Genomic DNA, 18,067 nt, shown 5'->3' with positions numbered 1-18,067 from the left:
TGCCAGGAGTGCAGAATCCAGAAACGAACAAGCCCGGCAGGGCCGGGCTTGTTCACATCACGCATCTGCGCAAACAGCGATTACAGATCCGCTTCCTGCACGCTGACCTTGTAGCGCTTGCGCATCGCGTCGACGTAGGCCTTCGCCGCGGCGGCGCCTTCGATCTGGCCCAGCTGCTGCTTCAGCGTGGCCTGCTGCTCGGCCGGCACCTTGCTCAGGTCGCCCGGGTTCACCTTGTTGAGCACGAACAGCGCATAGCGCTTGGCCCCGCCCGGCACACCGTTCGCCGACAGCTCGACCTTGCCCACCGACGGCTTGCCCGCGGCCGGCAGCGGCGCGCTGAAGATCGCGCGATTGGCTTCCGGGCTCGGCATCGGCACGGTGCGCGGCAGCCCCGGCATCGGGTTGATCTGCAGCTTCTCCGGGCCGGCCAGCGCCTGCAGCGTCTCGCCCTTGCGCAGCTTCTCCAGCAACGCATCGGCCTTCGCCGCGGCGGCCTTCGCGGTGCGATCGGCATGCACCGCGGCCACCACCTGTTCGCGCACCTTGGCCAGCGGCTGGGTCTGCTCGGGCAGGTGCTGGGTGACGCGGATGAGCACGGTGTGGTTCGGACCCAGGGTGATCGGGTCGCTGACCGTGCCGTCCTGCACCAGCGTGTCGGAGAACGCCGCACGCAGCACCGCCGGCTGCGCGGCGACGCCGCTGGCATCGGCGCGCGAGAACGGCCCCAGCGTCTGCACCGGCAGGCCGACCTCCTTGGCCGCCGCGGTCAGCGCGGTCGGGTTCTTCAGCACCAGGTCCACCAGCCTGCCGCTCAGATCGCTGAAGACCTTCTCGTTGTCGGCCTGCGACTGTTCGCTGGCGAGCTGGTCGCGCACCTGCTCGAAGCGCTTGCCCTGGCCGCCCTTGATTTCGCGCAGCTGGATCACGTGGTAGCCGAACTCGCTCTTCACCGGGCCGACGATGTCGCCGGCCTTCATCGCGAACAGCGCGTCCTCGAACGGCTTGACCATCACGCCCTTCTCGACCCAACCCAGGTCGCCGCCGGCGTTCTTGGAACCCGGGTCCTCGGAATTGGCGCGCGCCAGCGCGGCGAAATCGGCGCCGGGCTGCTTGGCCTCGGCCGCCAGCTTGGCGGCCTTGGCCTCGGCCGCCTTTTGCGACGCGGGATCCTTGCCGGCGCTGATCAGGATGTGCGAGGCCAGGCGCTGGTCGGGCTCGACGAAGCGCGCCTTCTCGTCCTCGTAGCGCTTGCGCAGCGCCGCCTCGTCGGCCGGCTTGGCCGGCGGCAGCTTGGTCGCGTCCAGTTCGACGTATTCGATCGACACCCGCTCCGGCTGCTTGAAGTCGGCCTGATGCGCGTCGTACCACTGCTGCACCTGCGCGTCGCTGACCGGGGTGGTATCGGCCGGCTGTTCCGGCAACAGCGCAAGGTCCACGTCGCGGGTCTCGCCGAGCATCTTCAGCAGGCGCTCGGTTTCCTGCTTGGTCGCGAAGGCCGACTCCATCAGCGCCGACGGGATCAACGACTGCTGCAGGCCGTCGCGCACCAATTGGTCGAACATCGCCGGCGTCCGCGGTGGCGTGCCCGAGGCCAACGCCAGGCGGTAGCGTTCCGGGTCGAACTTGCCGTCGTTCTGGAACGCCGGAATGGTGGCGATGTAGTCGCGCACCGCGGCATCGCCGACCACCACGTGCACCTGCTCGGCGGCCAGCTTCACCACCTGCTCGTCGATCAACTGATCGAGCACCTTGCGCTTGTTGTCCGCGCTCTCGAACTCGCGCGGATCGAAGTCCTCGCCCTGCTGCTCGCGGGCCTGCTGCCGCGCTTCCTCGAAGCGCGCACGGAACTGCTCGGTGCTCACCTCGTGGTGCCGCCACAGGAACGACATCGGCCACCACGACGGCGCCGACGACCACCACGACGGCGGCGCCTGCACCTTGGCGACGTTGTTGGCACCGACGCCACCGAGGTAGCTGCTGTCGATGACGAACAGGAACGGAATCATCAACAGGCCGATGATCGCGGTGGCGATCCAGCCCGAGGTCTTTTCGCGAAGTTTCTGCAGCATTGGTTGGGAACCGAGGCCTGTTGGCGAGCCGCGCAGTTTAACCCGCTTCACGCCCTGCGGCGGAATGGCGTGCCCGCAGGGGCGTCGCCGACGCGGCTGCCGCAGCGAAGCCTGCGGCGTGCACCGCGATCGCGAGCGGGGACTTGCGGAAAAAAGAACCCCCCCGATCGCTCGGGGGGTTTCGCGTACAAAACTGGCGGAGTGGACGGGACACGCATCCATTTGACCAACCAGCTACGCAGACAAGGCTTACGGCGTTTGGCTCACCCGGCGAAATGGACCAAGGGAGTTGACCAAGTGCCAATGGTAGAGGGCAAGTGGCCGGATAAGGAACAGTAGGGGAAAAGCCGTGATGCGGACCGCGCAGGGAGGGAGTTGGGCCTAGCCGTCCCTCTTGCGGACTTGCTGGCCGAGAGTAAAAAAGAGGCAGCGCCCCTAGGACAACGACCTAACATGCCCCGAATCGACCCGCCCAAGCCTCCAGGTTGCCCACTTGCCGATGCCGTGACACGCCAGTTGGACCGGCCCTTGGCTGACCGACGACTAGAAACGCGACACCCGCAACCTAGAGCCGCCAACCAAGGGGAGCGATGGGCGCGGGGCCGCGTCAGGCCCTCCCCGCCCCCGTCGTCGCATTTAGCGGGGTTTGTTCTGGCAGCAGGAAGCGGTTGACCCGGGACGCGCCCCACAAGTAGACCGGGAAGTAAGTGAACAGGGCTCCGAAACCCAGGGAGACCACCGTGACGGCGAAGAATCCCATGGACATGAAGGGGAATGCTTTGTGAATGGCCCCGAGCCCCCACGCGTTGCGGGTGCCCCGCTCGCACCGCAGCGCGACTGCACACCTGCCAACCTTGAGTAGCTCCAGCTGCCTGGGTGTTCCCGGTGACACACCCGGATGCCGCCAGAAGTCCAGCAGCGCATCGGGCACTACCACCGTGCCGACGTGTTCCCCTCCTATGCTGACCCGCCCTGCGATTTCGCAACCCCGGCCCCCGTCTGGAGCGCCCACGCTGGAAACCACTCCGGAGAATCGTCCGCCTTTGGATTTGCCCAGCCAGACCCAAAGTGCACCGCCGAGGACTGGTAACAGAACGTAGGCCATGCCGCTGCCAAACAGGAGCCACAAGAACACACCGATGGCTTGCACCCACCCCGGCGGCTGATTTGTCGCCCCCCAGCCCTGGTAAATGGATTGATTGAACAACCAGCCCACTACAACTACAGAGGCTAACGTAACCGCGAAGCCAACAAGGAAGCGTTTCATGTTCACGCCCCTTCCCAACTGACCAAAGCCCAATCACCGTGAACCGCCCCGGGAATTCCGGAGGCTCCATTTCTTGAGAAGATGGAGCCATGAGCAGAGCAAGCAAGTTCTCCCCGGAAATCCGGGAACGTTCGGTGAAGATGGTCCTGGAGCACCAATGCGAGTACGAATCGCAATGGGCGGCGATGGTGTCGGTGTCGGCCAAGGTGGGCTGCACGGCCGAGACGCTACGGGGTTGGGTGAGGCAGCACGAGCGCGACGTTGGCAAGCGCGAGGGGATGACGACGTCCGAGAAGGAGCGCATCAAGGCACTTGAGCGCGAGGTTCGCGAGCTGCGCCAGGTCAACGAGATCCTGCGCAAGGCGTCGGCGTATTTTGCGCAGGCGGAGCTCGACCGCCCCTTCAAGCGATGAAGCAGTTCATCGATGAGCATCGAGTCGTCCACGGGGTCGAGCCGATCTGCAGGGTGCTGCCGATCTCCCCGTCGACCTACCACGCGCACGCGGCCAGGCTGGCCGATCCCGCGTTGCGCTGCGCGCGCGCGAAGACCGATGAGGCGTTGATGCCGGAAGTCCAGCGCGTGTGGGACGACAACTTCAAGGTCTACGGTGTGCGCAAGGTCTGGCGGCAGATGCGACGCGAGCAGTTCGACGTGGCGCGATGCACCGTACAGCGGCTGATGAAGCGGCAGGGTTTGCGGGGCGTCATTCGAGGCAAGACCGTGCGAACGACGGTGAGCGACCCGAAAGCGCCGTGTCCGCTCGATCATGTGAATCGGCAATTCAAGGCCGATCGGCCGAACGCGCTGTGGGTCAGCGACTTCACCTACGTCTCGACGTGGCAAGGATGGGTTTACGTCGCCTTCGTCATCGACGTCTTCGCCCGTCGCATCGTGGGCTGGAAGGCGTCGTCCTCGATGCAGACGGACTTCGTGCTCGACGCGCTCGAACAGGCGCTCTACGCGAGGAAGCCGGTCGGCCCGGATCGCCTGATTCACCACAGCGACCGAGGCGTTCAGTACGTGTCGATCCGCTACACGGAGCGGCTCGCTGAGGCCGGCCTGGAGCCCTCGGTAGGCAGCGTGGGGGACTCCTATGAGCGCGAAGCCTGCCCTCGGGGCACAACGCGCTGGCCGAGACCATCAACGGCCTCTACAAGGCCGAGGTCATCCCGGTGCATGTCAAGATAGTTGTCGCCTGATTCATGCGGCTTCTTGAGTTTCAGTGGCTGCCGCGACGGCGGCCTCCTTCTCCGGATTCAACGCGACGGCAGTGATGCGCTCCCAGTTCCGGGTTCGACCGCTCCAGCGTGCCGGGTTGGCCTGACGTGCTTGCTGGTACAGCCCATGACGGGCCTGGAGGATGGCCAGGTCCTGTCCGGCGTGCCGCTGCTCGGGGCTGACATAGCCGATGCTGCTGTGGCGATGCTCGACGTTGTACCAACGTACGAAGTTCGCTGCCCATTGGCGCGCGCCGTCGAGGTCGGCAAAGCCGGTGGCCGGGAACTCGGGGCGGTACTTGGCGGTGCGGAACAGCGATTCGACGAAGGCATTGTCGTCGCTCACGCGCGGGCGCGAGTACGACGGCTTGATGCCCAGCCAGTACAGCATCGCCAGCACGGTGGTGGCCTTGAACGAGGCGCCGTTGTCGCCGTGTAAGACCGGGCGGTGTGCGGGATCCTGAAGCACGATGTTCTCGGCCAGCGCCGTGCGCCTGACCAGGTGCGTGGCATGTTCTGCCCCATCGCTGTCGTGCACCTCCCAACCGATGATCTTGCGGCTGTACAGATCCATGATCAGGAACAGGTGGAACCAGCGACCTGCCACCTCGGCCGGCAAGTAGGTCATGTCCCAGCACCAGACCTGGCCCGGCGCCGTGGCGATATGCGTGCTCGGCGCCCGGCTGGGGCGCGGGGCGCGAGCACGGCCGCGGCGGGCGTTCTGGCCGTATTCGCGCAGGATGCGGGCAAAGCTCGATTCGCTGGCGATGTCGCGGCCTTCGTCGGCCAGCATCGGCACGATGCGCGCCGATGGCATGTCGGCAAAACGCGGTTCGTTGGCGACGTTCAGCACTTGAGCACGCTCGTCCTCGGTCAACGCATGCGCTGGGCGCTTTCGTACCGCGTGTGGACGTCGATCGCCAGTGACCAGACTGTCATTGGACCTCCATCGTTGCAGGCTGCGGACATCGATGCCGGCAATGCGACAGGCCTGTCCCAGCCGGGCACCATCACGGGGGGCTTGTTCGATGTCGGCCACCAGGCTTTGACGATCTTCCAGAACGATCATTCGTCCTCGCCTTTGCTGAAGATCGTCTCGAGTTTTTTGACAGCACCAGCAACGCGGCCGTCTCGGCCAGCGCCTTGTCCTTGCGCCGCAACTCGCGCTCAAGCTCCCGGATACGACGCCGGTCCTGTTTGTCCTGTCGAGTATCGGCTCCAATCTCGCCAGGCTCGGCCAAGCTGCGCTGGGCCGCCTCGCGCCACCGCGTCAGCTCTTGCGGGTACACCCCGTTGCTGCGGCACCATGCACCACGCGAAGCCTCGTCCAGGCTGGCCGTCGTCAACACCGCATCGAACCGCGCCGCCGACGTCCACAGCCGCTCACGTTGCGGTTCGGCCAGCGACTGGCTCAGCCAACGCTCCAGCGTCGCTTCGGAGACGCCACTCTCCCGCGACACATCGCTTACCGCCGCGCTCTCCGGCGGCAGCAAACGCGCCACCGCCCTGTTCTTGAACTGTTGTCCGTATCGTGCCACTTCAACCTCTCGTCATCGCCCCTTGGCTTCGGATCCTATCGGGGCGACAACTATTCTGACGTAGGGGGATCCATCGCAGGTCGTCCTGGCGAACGCGCGAGGAGGTCGAGTGGGCCACGCTCACCTGGGTCGACTGGTTCAACAACCGCCGATTGCTGGAGCCGATTGGGAATATCCCGCCGACCGAGGCGGAGGCCAACTACTATTCGCACTCCCCTGAGTCCGTCATGTCGGCGTGACTCAAACCACGGGGCCTCCGGGAAACCCGGGGCGGTTCACAATGCTCCTATCGCCAGACGTAGCTTCATCATCAACCCCCTGTTTCAGAGCGCTGTTGCTCTATCTGCCAATATGGCAGATGATGCTTGCTCAAGGAACAGGCAGACTTCAACGGTTTAATCGCCGTTGATCCTTGATGCCCGCTTCCTTACCTACCGCCACAGTCTTTGGTCGCCGCTTGCGAGCGGCCCGGAAAGCGGCGGGCATCAGCCAAGTAGACTTGGGGACGGCGCTCAACGTGGATGAACCAAGTCAGGCCTCATCCCGCATTTCAAAATATGAGCTTGGTCAGCGCGAGCCCGACCAAGCTACGGTCAAAGCACTTGCTGAAGCCCTCAACGTCCCAGAGGCGTATTTCTATAGCGCCTCTGACTTGCTCGCTGAAGCAATCCTGCTCATTGCACGCCTACCTATCAGCCAGCAAAAACTCGTCGTGGAAAAGCTAAAGACGTTCGTAAGTAGCTTGGGAAACAAGGGCGAGAAATAGAGAACGCATCGCAATCTTGATGCTGCGCTTTCTTTGTTTTTTCAGCGCGTTTGCACACCGTCCTTTAAGAAAAGCCCATCCCGACTACTTCGCGCAGAGGTAAGGGCTTACTTTGTAAGCTAGCTGCTTGTGCGCGTCCTGAGCGATGGCCTGCACGTCCCCAAAGGCATCGTAGGCAATGAAACCTTGCAGCTGGTTGCCGGGCCCTATGCGGTGCTTCCCACAGCCCCCAGGACAGTATCCGAAGTTCTCTTCACGGGCGGCCACGCTCTTACCGTGCGTTGCAAGTGTGGCACCGCCACCCATATGCAACTGGCCAACAACACTTGGCTGTCCTGGTCTAATTCTCGTGGACACCTCGATAGGGGATGATCATCTCCAACGAGGACTTTGAACGACATGACGCCCCGTACCCGTAGCCGTAGAACTTTCGACACCGCCTTCAAGCTACAGGTGGTGCAGATGATCCAAGACCAAGGCCTGAGTGTGGGCCAGGTGTGCCGCGACCTGGACCTGGTCGATAGCGCGGTGCGCCGGTGGTTGTCCCAGTCCGAGGCCGAGCAGGCTGGCCAGCCGGGACAAGGCAGGCCGCTGACCCCCGAGCAGCAACGCATCCGCCAACTGGAGCGTGAGAACCAGCGGCTAGGCGAGGATGTGTCGATCCTAAAAAAAGCATCGGCCTTCTTCGCCCGGGAACTGAAGTGATCCAGCAGATGATCCATCAGTGGCAGGAGAAGGCCGACACCACCCGGTTGTGCCGGCTTGTGGGCGTGAGCCGTTCTGGGGTGTATGCCGCTCGGCGGCGGTCAGCGCCGAGGGCCTGCGCCCTCACGGCGCCCTTGCAATCGGCCTTCCAGGCTAGCGGCGGCAACTACGGCAGCCGCCGGCTGTGCGCCGCCCTGAAGGCCCAGGGCCTGCCCGCCGGTCGCTATCGGGTCCGCCGCCTGATGAAGCAGCAGGGGCTGAAGGCGCGCTGGAAGCGCAAGTTCGTCCATACCACCGACAGCCGGCACGAGATGCCGGTAGCCGACAACCTTCTGGATCGGCGCTTCAACCCGGAAGCCCCCGACCAGGCCTGGGTGGCCGACATCACCTACATCCGCACCGAGCGCGGCTGGCTGTACCTGGCCGCGGTGCTGGACCTGTACTCACGCAAGGTGGTCGGCTGGGCGATGGCCCCGAACATGCCTGCCGAGCTGGTCTGCACCGCCTTGCAGATGGCCATCGCCCTGCGCCAGCCCAAGCCGGGGCTGATCGTGCATACCGACCGTGGAAGCCAATACGCCAGCCAGGCCCACCGCGACCTACTGGCACGCCACGGTCTGCTCGCCAGCATGAGCCGCCGGGGCAACTGCTGGGACAACGCGGTGATGGAGCGGTTCTTCCTGAACCTGAAAATGGAGCGGGTCTGGCAGCGCCGCTACGCCAACCCCGCCGAGGCCGTTGCCGACATCGCCCATTACATCGTCGCCTTCTACAACACCCACCGGCTGCACTCCACCCTCGGCTATCGATCGCCTGCCGACTACGAGAAAGCCACCACCTGAAATCCCCTATCTCCGTGTCCACCAAAACTTGACCACGACAGGCCATTGCTCGCGAGATAGGCAAAGGGCCTTACTTCCGCTTACCTCCAATACAAGCTCAAAGCGCTGCTCTGCGGGGTTGTCATGCATCTGCAAAGCGAAATCAGCAGGCCCTGCCCATTGAATCTTCGTTGCGCATGCGGCTGAACCTGCAATCGCGGTCAGTAGCAAAAGCCTGAGGACCATATTCCGAATCGCGCGCCTTTTTCTAACCGTAAGTATCACTTGGCTGGCGTTGGCCATTCCTTCCCATTAGCACGCATCGATTCGACATAGATGCCGATGCCGCCGTCGCACATGCCAAACGCGAGTTTCCTTTCTTTTTCGGCATACCAAAACATAACACCATCGTCCATAGCCATTTCAGGTTGCTGGAAAGCACGACCAACAACTCTTACTTTCTTTTCTTTCCAGTTCTTAGCATCGATATAAAAGCTATCGGGCAGCGCAAGTTTTGCGCATTTATCCCCAGCCTTGAGAATCGCTGCCCACGCTGGCTCACCTTGGTGCAGCGCTAAACGGCCTTCGACCATGCATGTTTTGCCAGGCTTACAAGAGATGGGCGACGACGTTGGAGCTTCATGAGCACAACCTACCAAGCCAAGCAATGACAAAAAAAATGCTATGAATGCAAACTGCGTCAAACTACTTACTCTTACCAGAGAAATACGCCGGATAGCGCCTCTTCAAATCATCCTCATCCAAGATGATAGCTGTTGACAAGGGACAGGCTCCAAGGTCGATGCGGCCATCTAGGTAGTCATCAATGAACTTACCCTTGACAGAAATCGTCTTCCCGTTGAAAGCATCACGATGGTTGTAAAGCACATCTGGATTCGCAATGGTCAGGCAATACTTCAAGTAATTATTCGGGTCGAAGGTGTCATCTGTATCCCATCGCCGGTCAAACTCCGCTTTGAGCTTATCGGATTCATATAAAGAATGCCCCCCGGGCGCCAAGGTCACAAATCCCTTAACTAGAACCTCATGTCCGTCGTAGTTCTCTGGATGAGCGTTCAATGTGCTTGGACTGACTACGTTTTCCGAAGGGGGTGCAGAATGCGCGCACCCCATTACAGCAAACGTAAATAGAGCAAGGATTGATGCGAAGCTCTTCATATAAATCCTATGGGATATGGAACAACTTCTGTTCGTTGTTCAGATTTCTTTGCATCTGGCTTTCTTGGCCATTATTGAGAGCACCCTGCGGGTAAGAGAACTGAAGCTGACCATTGTTAATCTCATGCCAGCCAACCTGTCCTTGTGAAACCGTCGCCGTGGGGATGCCTGCCTTCAACGACTGCGTATCACCATAACCACCATTGAGTTTTGGAGCATCAACCATCCCATTCGATTTATTGGCTCCGCCATCGATGTGACCATGAATCACACCCATCGCGCCTTTTGGAATAGCAGCTGAGGCGGTGTTGCCGCCAGACTTACTCCCTGTTTGAACGCCAGCGGCCGGCTGAGCTACCGGCTTCCCACTGGCATCAGGGACGAAAAATCCAAGGCTCTCTTTGGAGCCAGACTGGACGGTAAACTGAGGAACCGCAGCGTTGCCAGCAGCCTTCAAGTCCGGGCTAGCCAGTGCGGTGCTCCCATTGGATTTCGCCGCATTGAAGGTATCTGATGTCATCGTGCACGAGTTATTGGCACACGACACCGCTCGCCCATCTGGGTCAGTGAACTTGTAAGGATTGTTATTGCCGTAGTGATAGCGGTTGAAGTCCTGTCCATTGTTTGCATTGGCCTGGACAGGGTCAACCGAAACAAACCTAGCTGAAGCATCGGCCGCGACAACAAAAAGCCCGAAGGTCACCATCAAGTGCAATGCATTCCTGTTCATCGCTGTCTCGCCTTTTCCCGTTGAATGGATTGTAGATAGTTCTGTTCTTTGGCTTCGGACGGCTGCACCCACCCCATTTGCTCGGCTTTGGCGAACCATGCCAGGTTCTCGCGGCTCAATGTCTGAAAGTCCGCCAGCTTGTCTTTGGGAATGTCCGCCGGGCGTGGATACTTGCTGGCATACCGCGCCTGCAACAATAAATAGTTGGCATTGGCTTTTTGAATCATCGCTACTGTGTCCTTGCCGTTCGCAGCCAGCGCCATATCGGCCACCGCTAGCAGTGCTTCGCCGTTCTTCTGCGCCGCAAAGTGCTCCATCAGTGTGCTGGCCATCGCGCCCACTTCTTCACGCGGTGAAAGCGGACGCAGATAGATTTCATTCTGGGTGGCGGATGGGGTAATGCCCGTCTCGCGCTCATAGCTGCTGTCGAACTTGTAACCACCTGCGGTTGCTTCGACGTTGACCCACATATCTTGGTCATCGACGAACTTCACCAGGAGGTGTTCGGGTGCAGTCGCCAGCACGGTATGCAAGCCAAGACGCTGGCCCAAGATAGCCACCAAAATAGGCATCGAGACACAGTTGCCCTTACGCGACGTTAAATAGGTAGATAGCAGCTTGTTTCTGCGATTTCTGCCCATGGGGTCGGACAGGTCGTAAGAGAACGGGCGGTTACCGTTCCATGCGCCGGGCTGGTAGAGCGTGGACAGCAACACATCCATTCGGCCGCGCTTGCTGGCCATCGTCGGCGTGCGTGCTTTTGTTGCCGCCACCAACGCATCGACTTCGCGCAATACCGCGCGGGAGTCAATCGTGGGGTCAATGAGCCGGTCGATGACCAGCTTGGCCTGGGCCAAATCGATGCGCTGCTCTGGAAGAGAAAACTGCGCTTGAAGCTGGGCCAGTGTCTGAGCTTTACCGGCGGCAGCGAAACAAGGCATGCACAGCACAACCAGGCACAAGCCCAGTATTGTGGCAAAGCTCGCCCTGCTTATCCCCATATCCGCCCCGTCCCTGATAAGCGCGACGATAGCGCCAATCTACAAGGCGCGCCAGCAGCGGATTTTTGTGATGAAAATCACGCGCTGGCTAACAAACAAATATGGACTGCCGCCCCGCTCTATGATGATGTTTCGCGCGCGTCCGGTTTCCAACTACGGAAGGGCAAGGGCAAGGGCAACAGCTAGGGTCACAAAACAAAGCTATAGGTTTTCCACAGTAGCCCCCGGCCTTTCCGCTTCCGCTGTCGCTCCGGTTCCCTCCGCGACGACGGAAGCGGAAAGGCTCCCCAACCCCGCGAGCAAGCCGCAGTGGGGGACCTTTGCACCTCCGTCGCCAACCCCAGCCAAAGGCTGGGGGACGTCATCGGGGCGGTGATGCCTTGTTCTACACCGCTACGGCAGGTTCACGCGAACAATCGCGCCGGGTTGGAGGTCCTGCCACCAAGCTCGCGCCTGGCGTCTCTCTCCTGGGCTTTACCCGTGCCCGGCATGTCCTCCGGGAACTGTTCAACTCCTAGCCCTTCGCTTGGCATGCGGGACCGAGACTGCTCATACAAACCAGGCCGGGTTGAGCGCTCCTGGTGAGTCAGCGACGTGTGCACATGCCTGCCGGTTGCATGCCGCGTGCGCGCATGCGTTTAAGACCATCCTCCGCGTCCTGCGTTGGACCCTGGGGGCTCTCACCCCAGGCACGACTATTCGAACGGGTCACCGTGGAAGCCGGCACCAGGTCGATGGTCCAGGGAGCGGGAAAGTGTGAGGGAGTTGCCAAATCCAGGGGCTTTGATAGCCTCTTTTCAGGGGCCGCCGCCTGGGTTCGCAGCTGCTATCTGCTTAACCCGCTCCCGAGGGGTCAAAACTCGGGAGCCGCTTTGAATGAAACTAGAGACCCCCGGCCCGCTGTCAAGTGAGCCGGGGATTTCTTTTTTCTTGAAACGACTAAAAAAGCGCTTTCTATGGGCGCTTTTTCTGTGGATGGTGGCCGCTGCGTTGCTTATTCTTCTTCGCTCCTTTGCGCCGCTCCGCTTGCCGTGCCCGTTCTTTCGCCGCCGCCTTGCGTTTGGCTTTAAGCAAGCTCAATCCATGTGGGTCGAAACCAGCTGCGGCCAAGAGCTTGTTTGCAGCGATAGTTGCCGCGCGACGGGTGGGATTATCCATGCCCGTTTTTAACGCGTGAGCCGCAACGTGCAAGAGGGCGTCGCTTACATCTTGGGCGGACGCAGTGCGTTAGGCGGCGGCACGTGCGTGGGTGGCAACGCTGTCCAAGGTGTCCGTGTAGCCGCTGGCGCTGCTTCTGGCTGCGGCTGTGGGGTTGGCTTGCTGGTAACGTCGGCAACGGCTTGACTGCGCTTCCATGACGCCATGAAGTTCACACGATAGCTGGAAGGGTCCCGGGCCTGCCACGCATCCACCAACGCCTCTTGCCTATGCTGAAAATCATCCCGGGCATTCGCGTGGGCCATATCTGCACCATCACGCCGTGCCCTTGTTTTTGTCATGCGCTCCCTGGCGCGCTGTTCTTTCTCCCGCAGCTCGCGCAGGCGTTGGGGCTCTCTGCGCGTTAGCTTGGAAAGAAGCCGCGCCTTGGGGTCGTTCTCAAACTCTCGCACGGCACCGGCCAGCCGCTGGGAGCGCCTTAGCCTGCTGTCCTTGGCTTCTTGGTGCTTGGCGCTGGCGCGCTGGTGCTGGCGCTCACGAATACGCACCACGCGCCCCGCCGTCACCAGGTCGCGCGCTTGGGCCTTAATCCACAAGTCCCCTTGCCTCTGCGCAAAGGCCAGGGCCGAGCGAATAAGCTGGGCCACATAGTCATCCAAGCCATTTAACCAACGCTCCGATGCACATGCGTGCTTCTCGCTCTCGCGGTCACCATTGCCAGTGACGCGCGTGCGAACACTGCCGCCCACCTTCGGCGGTCGGATGGTGCGCACCTTCGGCGCGCCAGAGCTTGGAGCCTTCGGCCTGGGCGCTGCCGCCACTGGCGGCGCGCTGGGTGCCGTTACTGGATGAGGGGCTTCGGCTCGAAGCTGCTGCACCTGACCACTGGGACTGTGATGTCTCGGTTCATCGCTCCGCAATAGACGACCAACTCCGATTGATTCGGGGGCTCTCCCTCCGCCACCGGAAAGGCCAAGGTTAGGCAGGTCGAGTGAACGCACTGCAAGCAACGGCTTTGAGCCATCGTGGTGTTTTCTGACTCGGACAGCATCGCGGCTAGCTCTGTCGATAGTGGGGGCGCGTGGTCGCTGTCCATGGGGTCTCCTAGGCGGTTGTGGGGGTTGGGGTGTGGTGTCGTGGGAAGGGGTCATCAGGCGGGCTTCTGCCCGTGCTTTGTCCTCAACCTCTTTCCAGGCTTTTTGTCTTTCGACGTTTTCAGCGCGCACGGTGACGTTGTGGGCGGCGCGGGCTTTGCTGCCACCTTCGTGGATGGTGGGCACGCGGTCCAGGACCTGGGCGGCTGCCATGTCGCTGCGCTGGGCGGCGTCGTGGGCCTGCTCGGCAAGGGTGCGGTGGTCGATGCGGACGCCGTGCCCGGCCTTCGTCAGGGCGGCGTTGGCATGGCTGGCCCACTGCTCCCGCCAGGTCTCCAATAGGGCTTTATCGTTCCAGGCGCGTTCTTTGTTGCCGAAGCCGTCACCATCGGGCGAAAGCGTGCGCATGGTCAACAACACATGGGCGTGCGGGTTGTGGCTGTCGAGGTGGTGAAAAGCCACATCGGCAACCATGCCCTGGGCCACGAACTGCGAGCGCACGAACGCGCGGGCCAGCTCTTTCATCTCGTCGCGGGTCAGTTCCACCGGGAGGGAAAACTCTACCTCCCTGCACACCTGGGCGTCCTTGCGCTTCTCCGCTTCTTCCACGCGGTTCCACAGTTCGGAACGGTCGGAACACCACGCAGGCGCGTTAGCAGGTGTAAGGATTTCCGCGCCGTAGATGCCTTGCTTTCGTGTGTAGTCAAAGCGCAAGCCCGTGGTGCGGTCCACCAGGTCAACGCCAGCACGATAGGCAGCCGAACCCGTCGCGCTGCGACCCTGCGAGCGTCCGATTATTTTGGCGTTGAAATGATAGTTGGCCATGCGAACGGGGATTCTTTTTTGCTCTTGCCTTGGTTGTTGCTTCTGCCCCCGGCAGGGCGCACACATTCCGCAGGAATGTATAGGTGCGCACTTGCTGACGCTCGTGAACTGGTTCGGCATCGCTTCGCGCTGCCTCTCTTTCATTGAACCTCACCACCCGCGCTTGTCAAATCCGCAACCTTCAATAGCCTGGAGTAAAGCCCAGAAGAAATCGCCAAATGACTAAACTTGAAGAACGCATCGATAGCACCGCCGCTCGCCTCGCTCAGCTAAAAAATCAGCAACGACTAAAAGACCAAGCACAGGCCGCGCGGGAGAAAAAAGCCAAACGCCGCGCTCAGGCGAAGACGCTTGCTCAGCTTTCAAGGCAAGAAGACGCGCACCGGAAAATCGTCTTGGGTGGCCTAGTTATCGCCAGCGATGCCGATGGCTGGGACCCGGCCGAAATCGTGGGCGCCCTGCTGTTTATGGCCGAGCGAATGTCAGGCCAGCCCGGTTTGCTAGAACAGTGCAGAAGGAAAGGGATGCAGCACCTAGCTGCACGCGAAGCAATGAGGGAGAAGTCTCGCAGCTAACGGATGACTACCATGCACCTGCGACGACCGTCTCACAGACCCTATCCAGCGTCTCACTGCGTCCGCCTGCTTCGTGGGCTCGCTTCAAGCGGTATTGGATATAAGACGAGTTCTTAAGAAGATTCTTCGCCTGTCCACAATCGTTGCGCGACAGCTCCTCGATGCGAGCCAGTGCTTCTCCGCCGAGCGAAGCGGAAAGCTCTGCGGTCACATGGTCAGAGAGCTCGTTGGGCCACTGTATATATCCGTCGCCCCATACCGTCTCCTCGGGAAATGGAACAACCGCAGGAGAACCCAGCGCACGCAATAGTGCGAGGTTGTCCTTCTTGTGAGCCCCCTTCTTGTTGTCCTCGACTTGGCTGTCGCCGTCGAAAATGACAAGCACCGGAATGCCCAAGCCCTTAGCTATGAGTAGTGGACGCAAGAAGCTGGATTTTCCGCTGACAGGTATGAGATGAAGACCTTTGCGTCTGAAATCATCAAGGCGACCAGTTAGGACCAGCCACGTCATGATGTTCGCAACGTCCTCTGTGCCTTCGACCAGGACAAGCTTGCGCGCAAAGAACATTTCGTTGAGCTGGGCGCGCAAACACTCACCCAACTGCGCTTCTACTGCACTTGCACGTAGAGCAACCTCCTGAACGGACGCCGCATAGAGCCCAGCGAACCGGGCGAAGGTAAGTGAGGCAACCTCTGAAGCCTGCGCATCGCTTCGCCTAACCATCCTTACGCTTTCGAAGTTCTCCGCACTTACGAAATAAGGGCTATGGGTTGTCAACAGAATCTGGGCCCCGCCATCGGCAAGCTTCTTGAGCAATGCCGCAAGATGTCGCGCTTGGGGAGGATGCTGGTATAGCTCAGGCTCTTCACATCCCAGAATCAGGGTGGGCTGTGCCTCGTCTTCGTCCACAGCGATTTCTTGCAGGAGAGCAAGCAGATACGCTCTCTGGAATCCATGCCCAAACCGCGCAAAGTCACCCGAGAATCCACTCTCCGCCCCGAAGGCTCGCGCTGACGGTTCTTTCACGCTGACGTTTGCGGTGTCCCACGCGAGTGTAACCGAGGCGTCAGGGTGCGACCAATCGGTCAAACGCTTGGTTATGGCCTGCGCGACCTTATCTAGGGCGCCTTGGCTATCGTTCAATAGTGCCGAGATGCTGTTTCTGGCAACTAGTTCAATCTGCTCGACGTCCCGTCGGAAGTTGAGTTTGGCTCGCACTGTCCGCGCGAGAAGTGCACCCAGCGCGGTGTCTCTCCCTTCTACCTGCTCGTCGGCGGCGTTTTTCACCGCCGGCACGTAAACCCATTGGATGAAAGGACGAAGCTTTGAGCTTCCGCTAAACCCGTAAAACTCATCACCGCTTGGAAGCGGCGTCTGCAACTCGGGCCTACCCGCCTCATAGGTTCTCAAGGCATCTGCACGAGCGTCCGAACTCTTAGCATCCGGTAGCTCGAAGTCCGCCCGAAGCCCTTCGTAGATTATTTGCAGCTCCTTGGCTGACGCGCGATTTCCCTGCGCTTCGAAAAATGGCACGAACTGGGCCATACCCATACGGGAGCCGTGCTGCTTGACTTTCGCCATGCCAGTTGCAGCGTCATAAGTCGCAGTTGCCGTGACGATTAGCTCACCGTTCCGGACGTAATCCGCGAGCTTTTCTCTCGCCTGTTGCGGCAGGTCGCGAAAGGTGAGTTCGATTTCGACGGGCTTGGAGGTGTCCTTCTTGTGGAAGTCCTGCGCAGACAGCTTCTGCACGTCTGTTGCATTCGCCTTCTCCTGGAAAAAGACGTTCAAAGCGCAAAGCACAGTGGATTTTCCTGCGCCGTTCATTCCTACGAAGCAGGAGTAATCGTCAAGCTCGATAGACTGGTCTTCGAAGGCCCGAAAGTTCTTAATCCGAATGCTCTTTATGCGCATGCTGCCCCCGATGCCCTTGCGTCTAGAATCTACGGATTCCCTCGTGCGGATTCGGTCTATTCGACGTCCGACTCAATCTCTTGTTCGAGAATCCTTCTCAATCCAGGCAAGTCTAGACGGAAATCCAGCGCTGGATGACACGCCGCAGCCAAGGCTTTCGGGGTGAACGCTTCGCCGTAACTGTCCGCATGGGCGCCGCGATTGCTCTGTTCGTGCCCGGTGTATTCGTGGCGAACCTCCTCCCTAACTCCGGCCCGCTGCATCGCGATGATGGCCGTGTCTCGGAAAGAGTGCAGGCCCACCCGCGACTCGCCGCGCGCCACGATTTTCAGACGCTCGGCCAGGAGGCGAGAAAAGGCGCGCTGGCCGGCGTTGGCCGGCCCGTTCTGCGCATCAAACGTCAGCGTGGGGAACAGTTTCGTTTTTTTCTGGGCGCGCAATCGTTCAACCATCTCCAGAAAACCAAGCGCTATCAAGTCTGGATGGATGGGCACCACGCGCTCGCTCGCATCGGTCTTTAGCGACTTGTCATCGCCCACCAACGTTAGGCCGAGGAGTGGCACGCCCTCCTCTATCCTCACATCTGCCAGCTCCAGGCGGGCAAGCTCGTTGGACCTGGCGCCCGTGTAGAGCGACATCAGCGCCAGCCACCTAGCCGACGTGCTGCGCATGGACCCCAGCGCTTCGGGGGTGAAAATCGCACTCACCTCCTCCTGGGTGAAGGGGCGCCAGCCGTGGCTCTTGGCGCGCTCCTTCTTGAACTTCTTGGGCACCGTAATGTGCCCGGTCGCTGGGTTGTCGCCTTTCGCGTAGTGGCCGGCGCGCATGGCCCATTTGAAAAACAGGATGAGCCAGGTGAACTTGTTGCCGACGGTCCCTAGCGACAGCTGTTTGGTGACTACCCCGCCCTTAGCCTTGTCGAAGGCTTCCCAACGCTTGGCCAGCAGCGCGCTGCACCACTCGCCGCAGTCGGTGCGCTCTATGTCCCGCAAACGGGTCTTGGGGGTCCGCGTCTCTCCTGGCTCGGGCTGGGAGGTGATGAAATCCCGAAACTCCTCCACCGCGGTCATGCGCGTCCTGCACGCCTTCTTGTCCTTGGCAACCCCGAGGTTGTATTTGACCCATTTCGCAATCGCCTCCTCAAGCGTGAGGCTCGGCAACGGCTTTGGGGTGTCGTGGTCAAGTTTTGGTGGACACGGAGAT

General features: G+C 60.9%; 13 protein-coding genes, 3 pseudogenes and 1 other annotated feature. Of the genes and pseudogenes, 6 read left to right on the top strand and 10 right to left on the bottom strand.

The window, feature by feature from the left end; all coding sequences use genetic code 11:
• Positions 1 to 80 precede the first annotated feature (80 nt).
• Both FZ025_RS14660 and FZ025_RS14655 read right to left on the bottom strand, forming a co-directional pair.
• Complete coding sequence (locus FZ025_RS14660) at positions 81 to 2,072, bottom strand: peptidylprolyl isomerase (protein ID WP_046980509.1); 1,992 nt, start codon at positions 2,070 to 2,072, stop codon at positions 81 to 83.
• A gap of 607 nt (positions 2,073 to 2,679) precedes the next feature.
• Positions 2,680 to 3,339: a hypothetical protein gene (locus FZ025_RS14655; RefSeq protein ID WP_046980508.1), complete on the bottom strand. Its 660-nt coding sequence runs from the start codon at positions 3,337 to 3,339 to the stop codon at positions 2,680 to 2,682.
• 89 nt (positions 3,340 to 3,428) lie between these two features.
• Between FZ025_RS14655 and FZ025_RS14650 the strand changes: the two are divergent.
• Positions 3,429 to 4,509, top strand: a pseudogene (locus tag FZ025_RS14650) (IS3 family transposase); the annotation flags it as partial.
• Positions 3,707 to 3,823 (top strand) — a sequence feature (AL1L pseudoknot). (Overlaps the previous pseudogene by 117 nt.)
• Before the next feature lie 31 nt (positions 4,510 to 4,540).
• Here the strand turns inward: FZ025_RS14650 and FZ025_RS14645 are convergent.
• Positions 4,541 to 6,095, bottom strand: a pseudogene (locus FZ025_RS14645) (IS3 family transposase).
• A 68-nt stretch (positions 6,096 to 6,163) separates the two neighbouring features.
• On the opposite strand from FZ025_RS14645, the pseudogene FZ025_RS14640 reads away from it, so the two are divergent.
• The 3 genes and pseudogenes from FZ025_RS14640 to FZ025_RS14630 all read left to right on the top strand — a co-directional run.
• Positions 6,164 to 6,334, top strand: a pseudogene (locus tag FZ025_RS14640) (IS3 family transposase); the annotation flags it as partial.
• A 176-nt stretch (positions 6,335 to 6,510) separates the two neighbouring features.
• Positions 6,511 to 6,861: a helix-turn-helix domain-containing protein gene (locus FZ025_RS14635; RefSeq protein WP_046980991.1), complete on the top strand. Its 351-nt coding sequence runs from the start codon at positions 6,511 to 6,513 to the stop codon at positions 6,859 to 6,861.
• A 399-nt stretch (positions 6,862 to 7,260) separates the two neighbouring features.
• Positions 7,261 to 8,408 (top strand): IS3 family transposase gene (locus FZ025_RS14630; RefSeq protein WP_208803666.1). Its coding sequence is split into 2 segments (ribosomal slippage): positions 7,261 to 7,537 and positions 7,537 to 8,408, totalling 1,149 coding nucleotides; the frame shifts between segments, so codons are not numbered across the junction.
• 260 nt (positions 8,409 to 8,668) lie between these two features.
• Here FZ025_RS14630 and FZ025_RS14625 read toward each other — a convergent pair.
• From FZ025_RS14625 to FZ025_RS14610, 4 genes are all read right to left on the bottom strand, one after another.
• On the bottom strand, positions 8,669 to 8,980 hold the full coding sequence (locus tag FZ025_RS14625; RefSeq protein WP_146093647.1) for a hypothetical protein: 312 nt from the start codon (positions 8,978 to 8,980) through the stop codon (positions 8,669 to 8,671).
• A 112-nt stretch (positions 8,981 to 9,092) separates the two neighbouring features.
• Positions 9,093 to 9,566, bottom strand: coding sequence for a hypothetical protein (locus FZ025_RS14620; RefSeq protein WP_146093648.1), 474 nt, complete (start codon positions 9,564 to 9,566; stop codon positions 9,093 to 9,095).
• Between the two features lie 7 nt (positions 9,567 to 9,573).
• Entirely contained in the window at positions 9,574 to 10,296 is a 723-nt protein-coding gene (locus FZ025_RS14615; protein WP_104559042.1) for an RHS repeat-associated core domain-containing protein, read from the bottom strand.
• Positions 10,293 to 11,237, bottom strand: a complete 945-nt coding sequence (locus FZ025_RS14610) for a transglutaminase family protein (protein WP_158185575.1) — start codon at positions 11,235 to 11,237, stop codon at positions 10,293 to 10,295. Before FZ025_RS14610 ends, FZ025_RS14615 begins: the two co-directional genes overlap by 4 nt.
• Positions 11,238 to 12,173: 936 nt before the next feature.
• Here FZ025_RS14610 and FZ025_RS14605 point away from each other — a divergent pair.
• A complete protein-coding gene (locus tag FZ025_RS14605; RefSeq protein ID WP_146093649.1) occupies positions 12,174 to 12,467 on the top strand; it encodes a hypothetical protein in 294 nt (97 codons plus the stop codon).
• A 32-nt stretch (positions 12,468 to 12,499) separates the two neighbouring features.
• Here FZ025_RS14605 and mobQ read toward each other — a convergent pair whose 3' ends face one another.
• Positions 12,500 to 14,374, bottom strand: a complete 1,875-nt coding sequence (gene mobQ / locus FZ025_RS14600) for a MobQ family relaxase (protein ID WP_158185574.1) — start codon at positions 14,372 to 14,374, stop codon at positions 12,500 to 12,502.
• Between the two features lie 218 nt (positions 14,375 to 14,592).
• On the opposite strand from mobQ, the gene FZ025_RS14595 reads away from it, so the two are divergent.
• Positions 14,593 to 14,949 (top strand): conjugal transfer protein TraD, encoded by a 357-nt coding sequence (locus FZ025_RS14595; protein ID WP_046979830.1) that lies wholly within the window; start codon positions 14,593 to 14,595, stop codon positions 14,947 to 14,949.
• Positions 14,950 to 14,956: 7 nt separating this feature from the next.
• Here the strand turns inward: FZ025_RS14595 and FZ025_RS14590 are convergent, their stop codons facing one another.
• Positions 14,957 to 16,864: an ATP-dependent nuclease gene (locus tag FZ025_RS14590; RefSeq protein WP_046979829.1), complete on the bottom strand. Its 1,908-nt coding sequence runs from the start codon at positions 16,862 to 16,864 to the stop codon at positions 14,957 to 14,959.
• Positions 16,865 to 16,920: 56 nt separating this feature from the next.
• Positions 16,921 to 18,024, bottom strand: a complete 1,104-nt coding sequence (locus FZ025_RS14585) for a site-specific integrase (protein ID WP_053057274.1) — start codon at positions 18,022 to 18,024, stop codon at positions 16,921 to 16,923.
• Positions 18,025 to 18,067: the final 43 nt, after the last annotated feature.

Source organism: Xanthomonas hyacinthi (genome assembly GCF_009769165.1).
Classification (GTDB): Bacteria; Pseudomonadota; Gammaproteobacteria; order Xanthomonadales; family Xanthomonadaceae; genus Xanthomonas_A; species Xanthomonas_A hyacinthi.
Note: the sequence above shows the minus strand (reverse complement) of the source record. Positions and strands in the feature narration are given on the sequence as shown.

Coding starts and splice junctions, on each gene's coding strand:
- FZ025_RS14660 (WP_046980509.1), bottom strand. CDS start 2,072: ATGCTGCAGAAACTTCGCGAAAAGACCTCGGGCTGGATCGCCACCGCG.
- FZ025_RS14655 (WP_046980508.1), bottom strand. CDS start 3,339: ATGAAACGCTTCCTTGTTGGCTTCGCGGTTACGTTAGCCTCTGTAGTT.
- FZ025_RS14635 (WP_046980991.1), top strand. CDS start 6,511: ATGCCCGCTTCCTTACCTACCGCCACAGTCTTTGGTCGCCGCTTGCGA.
- FZ025_RS14625 (WP_146093647.1), bottom strand. CDS start 8,980: ATGGTCGAAGGCCGTTTAGCGCTGCACCAAGGTGAGCCAGCGTGGGCA.
- FZ025_RS14620 (WP_146093648.1), bottom strand. CDS start 9,566: ATGAAGAGCTTCGCATCAATCCTTGCTCTATTTACGTTTGCTGTAATG.
- FZ025_RS14615 (WP_104559042.1), bottom strand. CDS start 10,296: ATGAACAGGAATGCATTGCACTTGATGGTGACCTTCGGGCTTTTTGTT.
- FZ025_RS14610 (WP_158185575.1), bottom strand. CDS start 11,237: ATGCCTTGTTTCGCTGCCGCCGGTAAAGCTCAGACACTGGCCCAGCTT.
- FZ025_RS14605 (WP_146093649.1), top strand. CDS start 12,174: ATGAAACTAGAGACCCCCGGCCCGCTGTCAAGTGAGCCGGGGATTTCT.
- mobQ (WP_158185574.1), bottom strand. CDS start 14,374: ATGGCCAACTATCATTTCAACGCCAAAATAATCGGACGCTCGCAGGGT.
- FZ025_RS14595 (WP_046979830.1), top strand. CDS start 14,593: ATGACTAAACTTGAAGAACGCATCGATAGCACCGCCGCTCGCCTCGCT.
- FZ025_RS14590 (WP_046979829.1), bottom strand. CDS start 16,864: ATGCGCATAAAGAGCATTCGGATTAAGAACTTTCGGGCCTTCGAAGAC.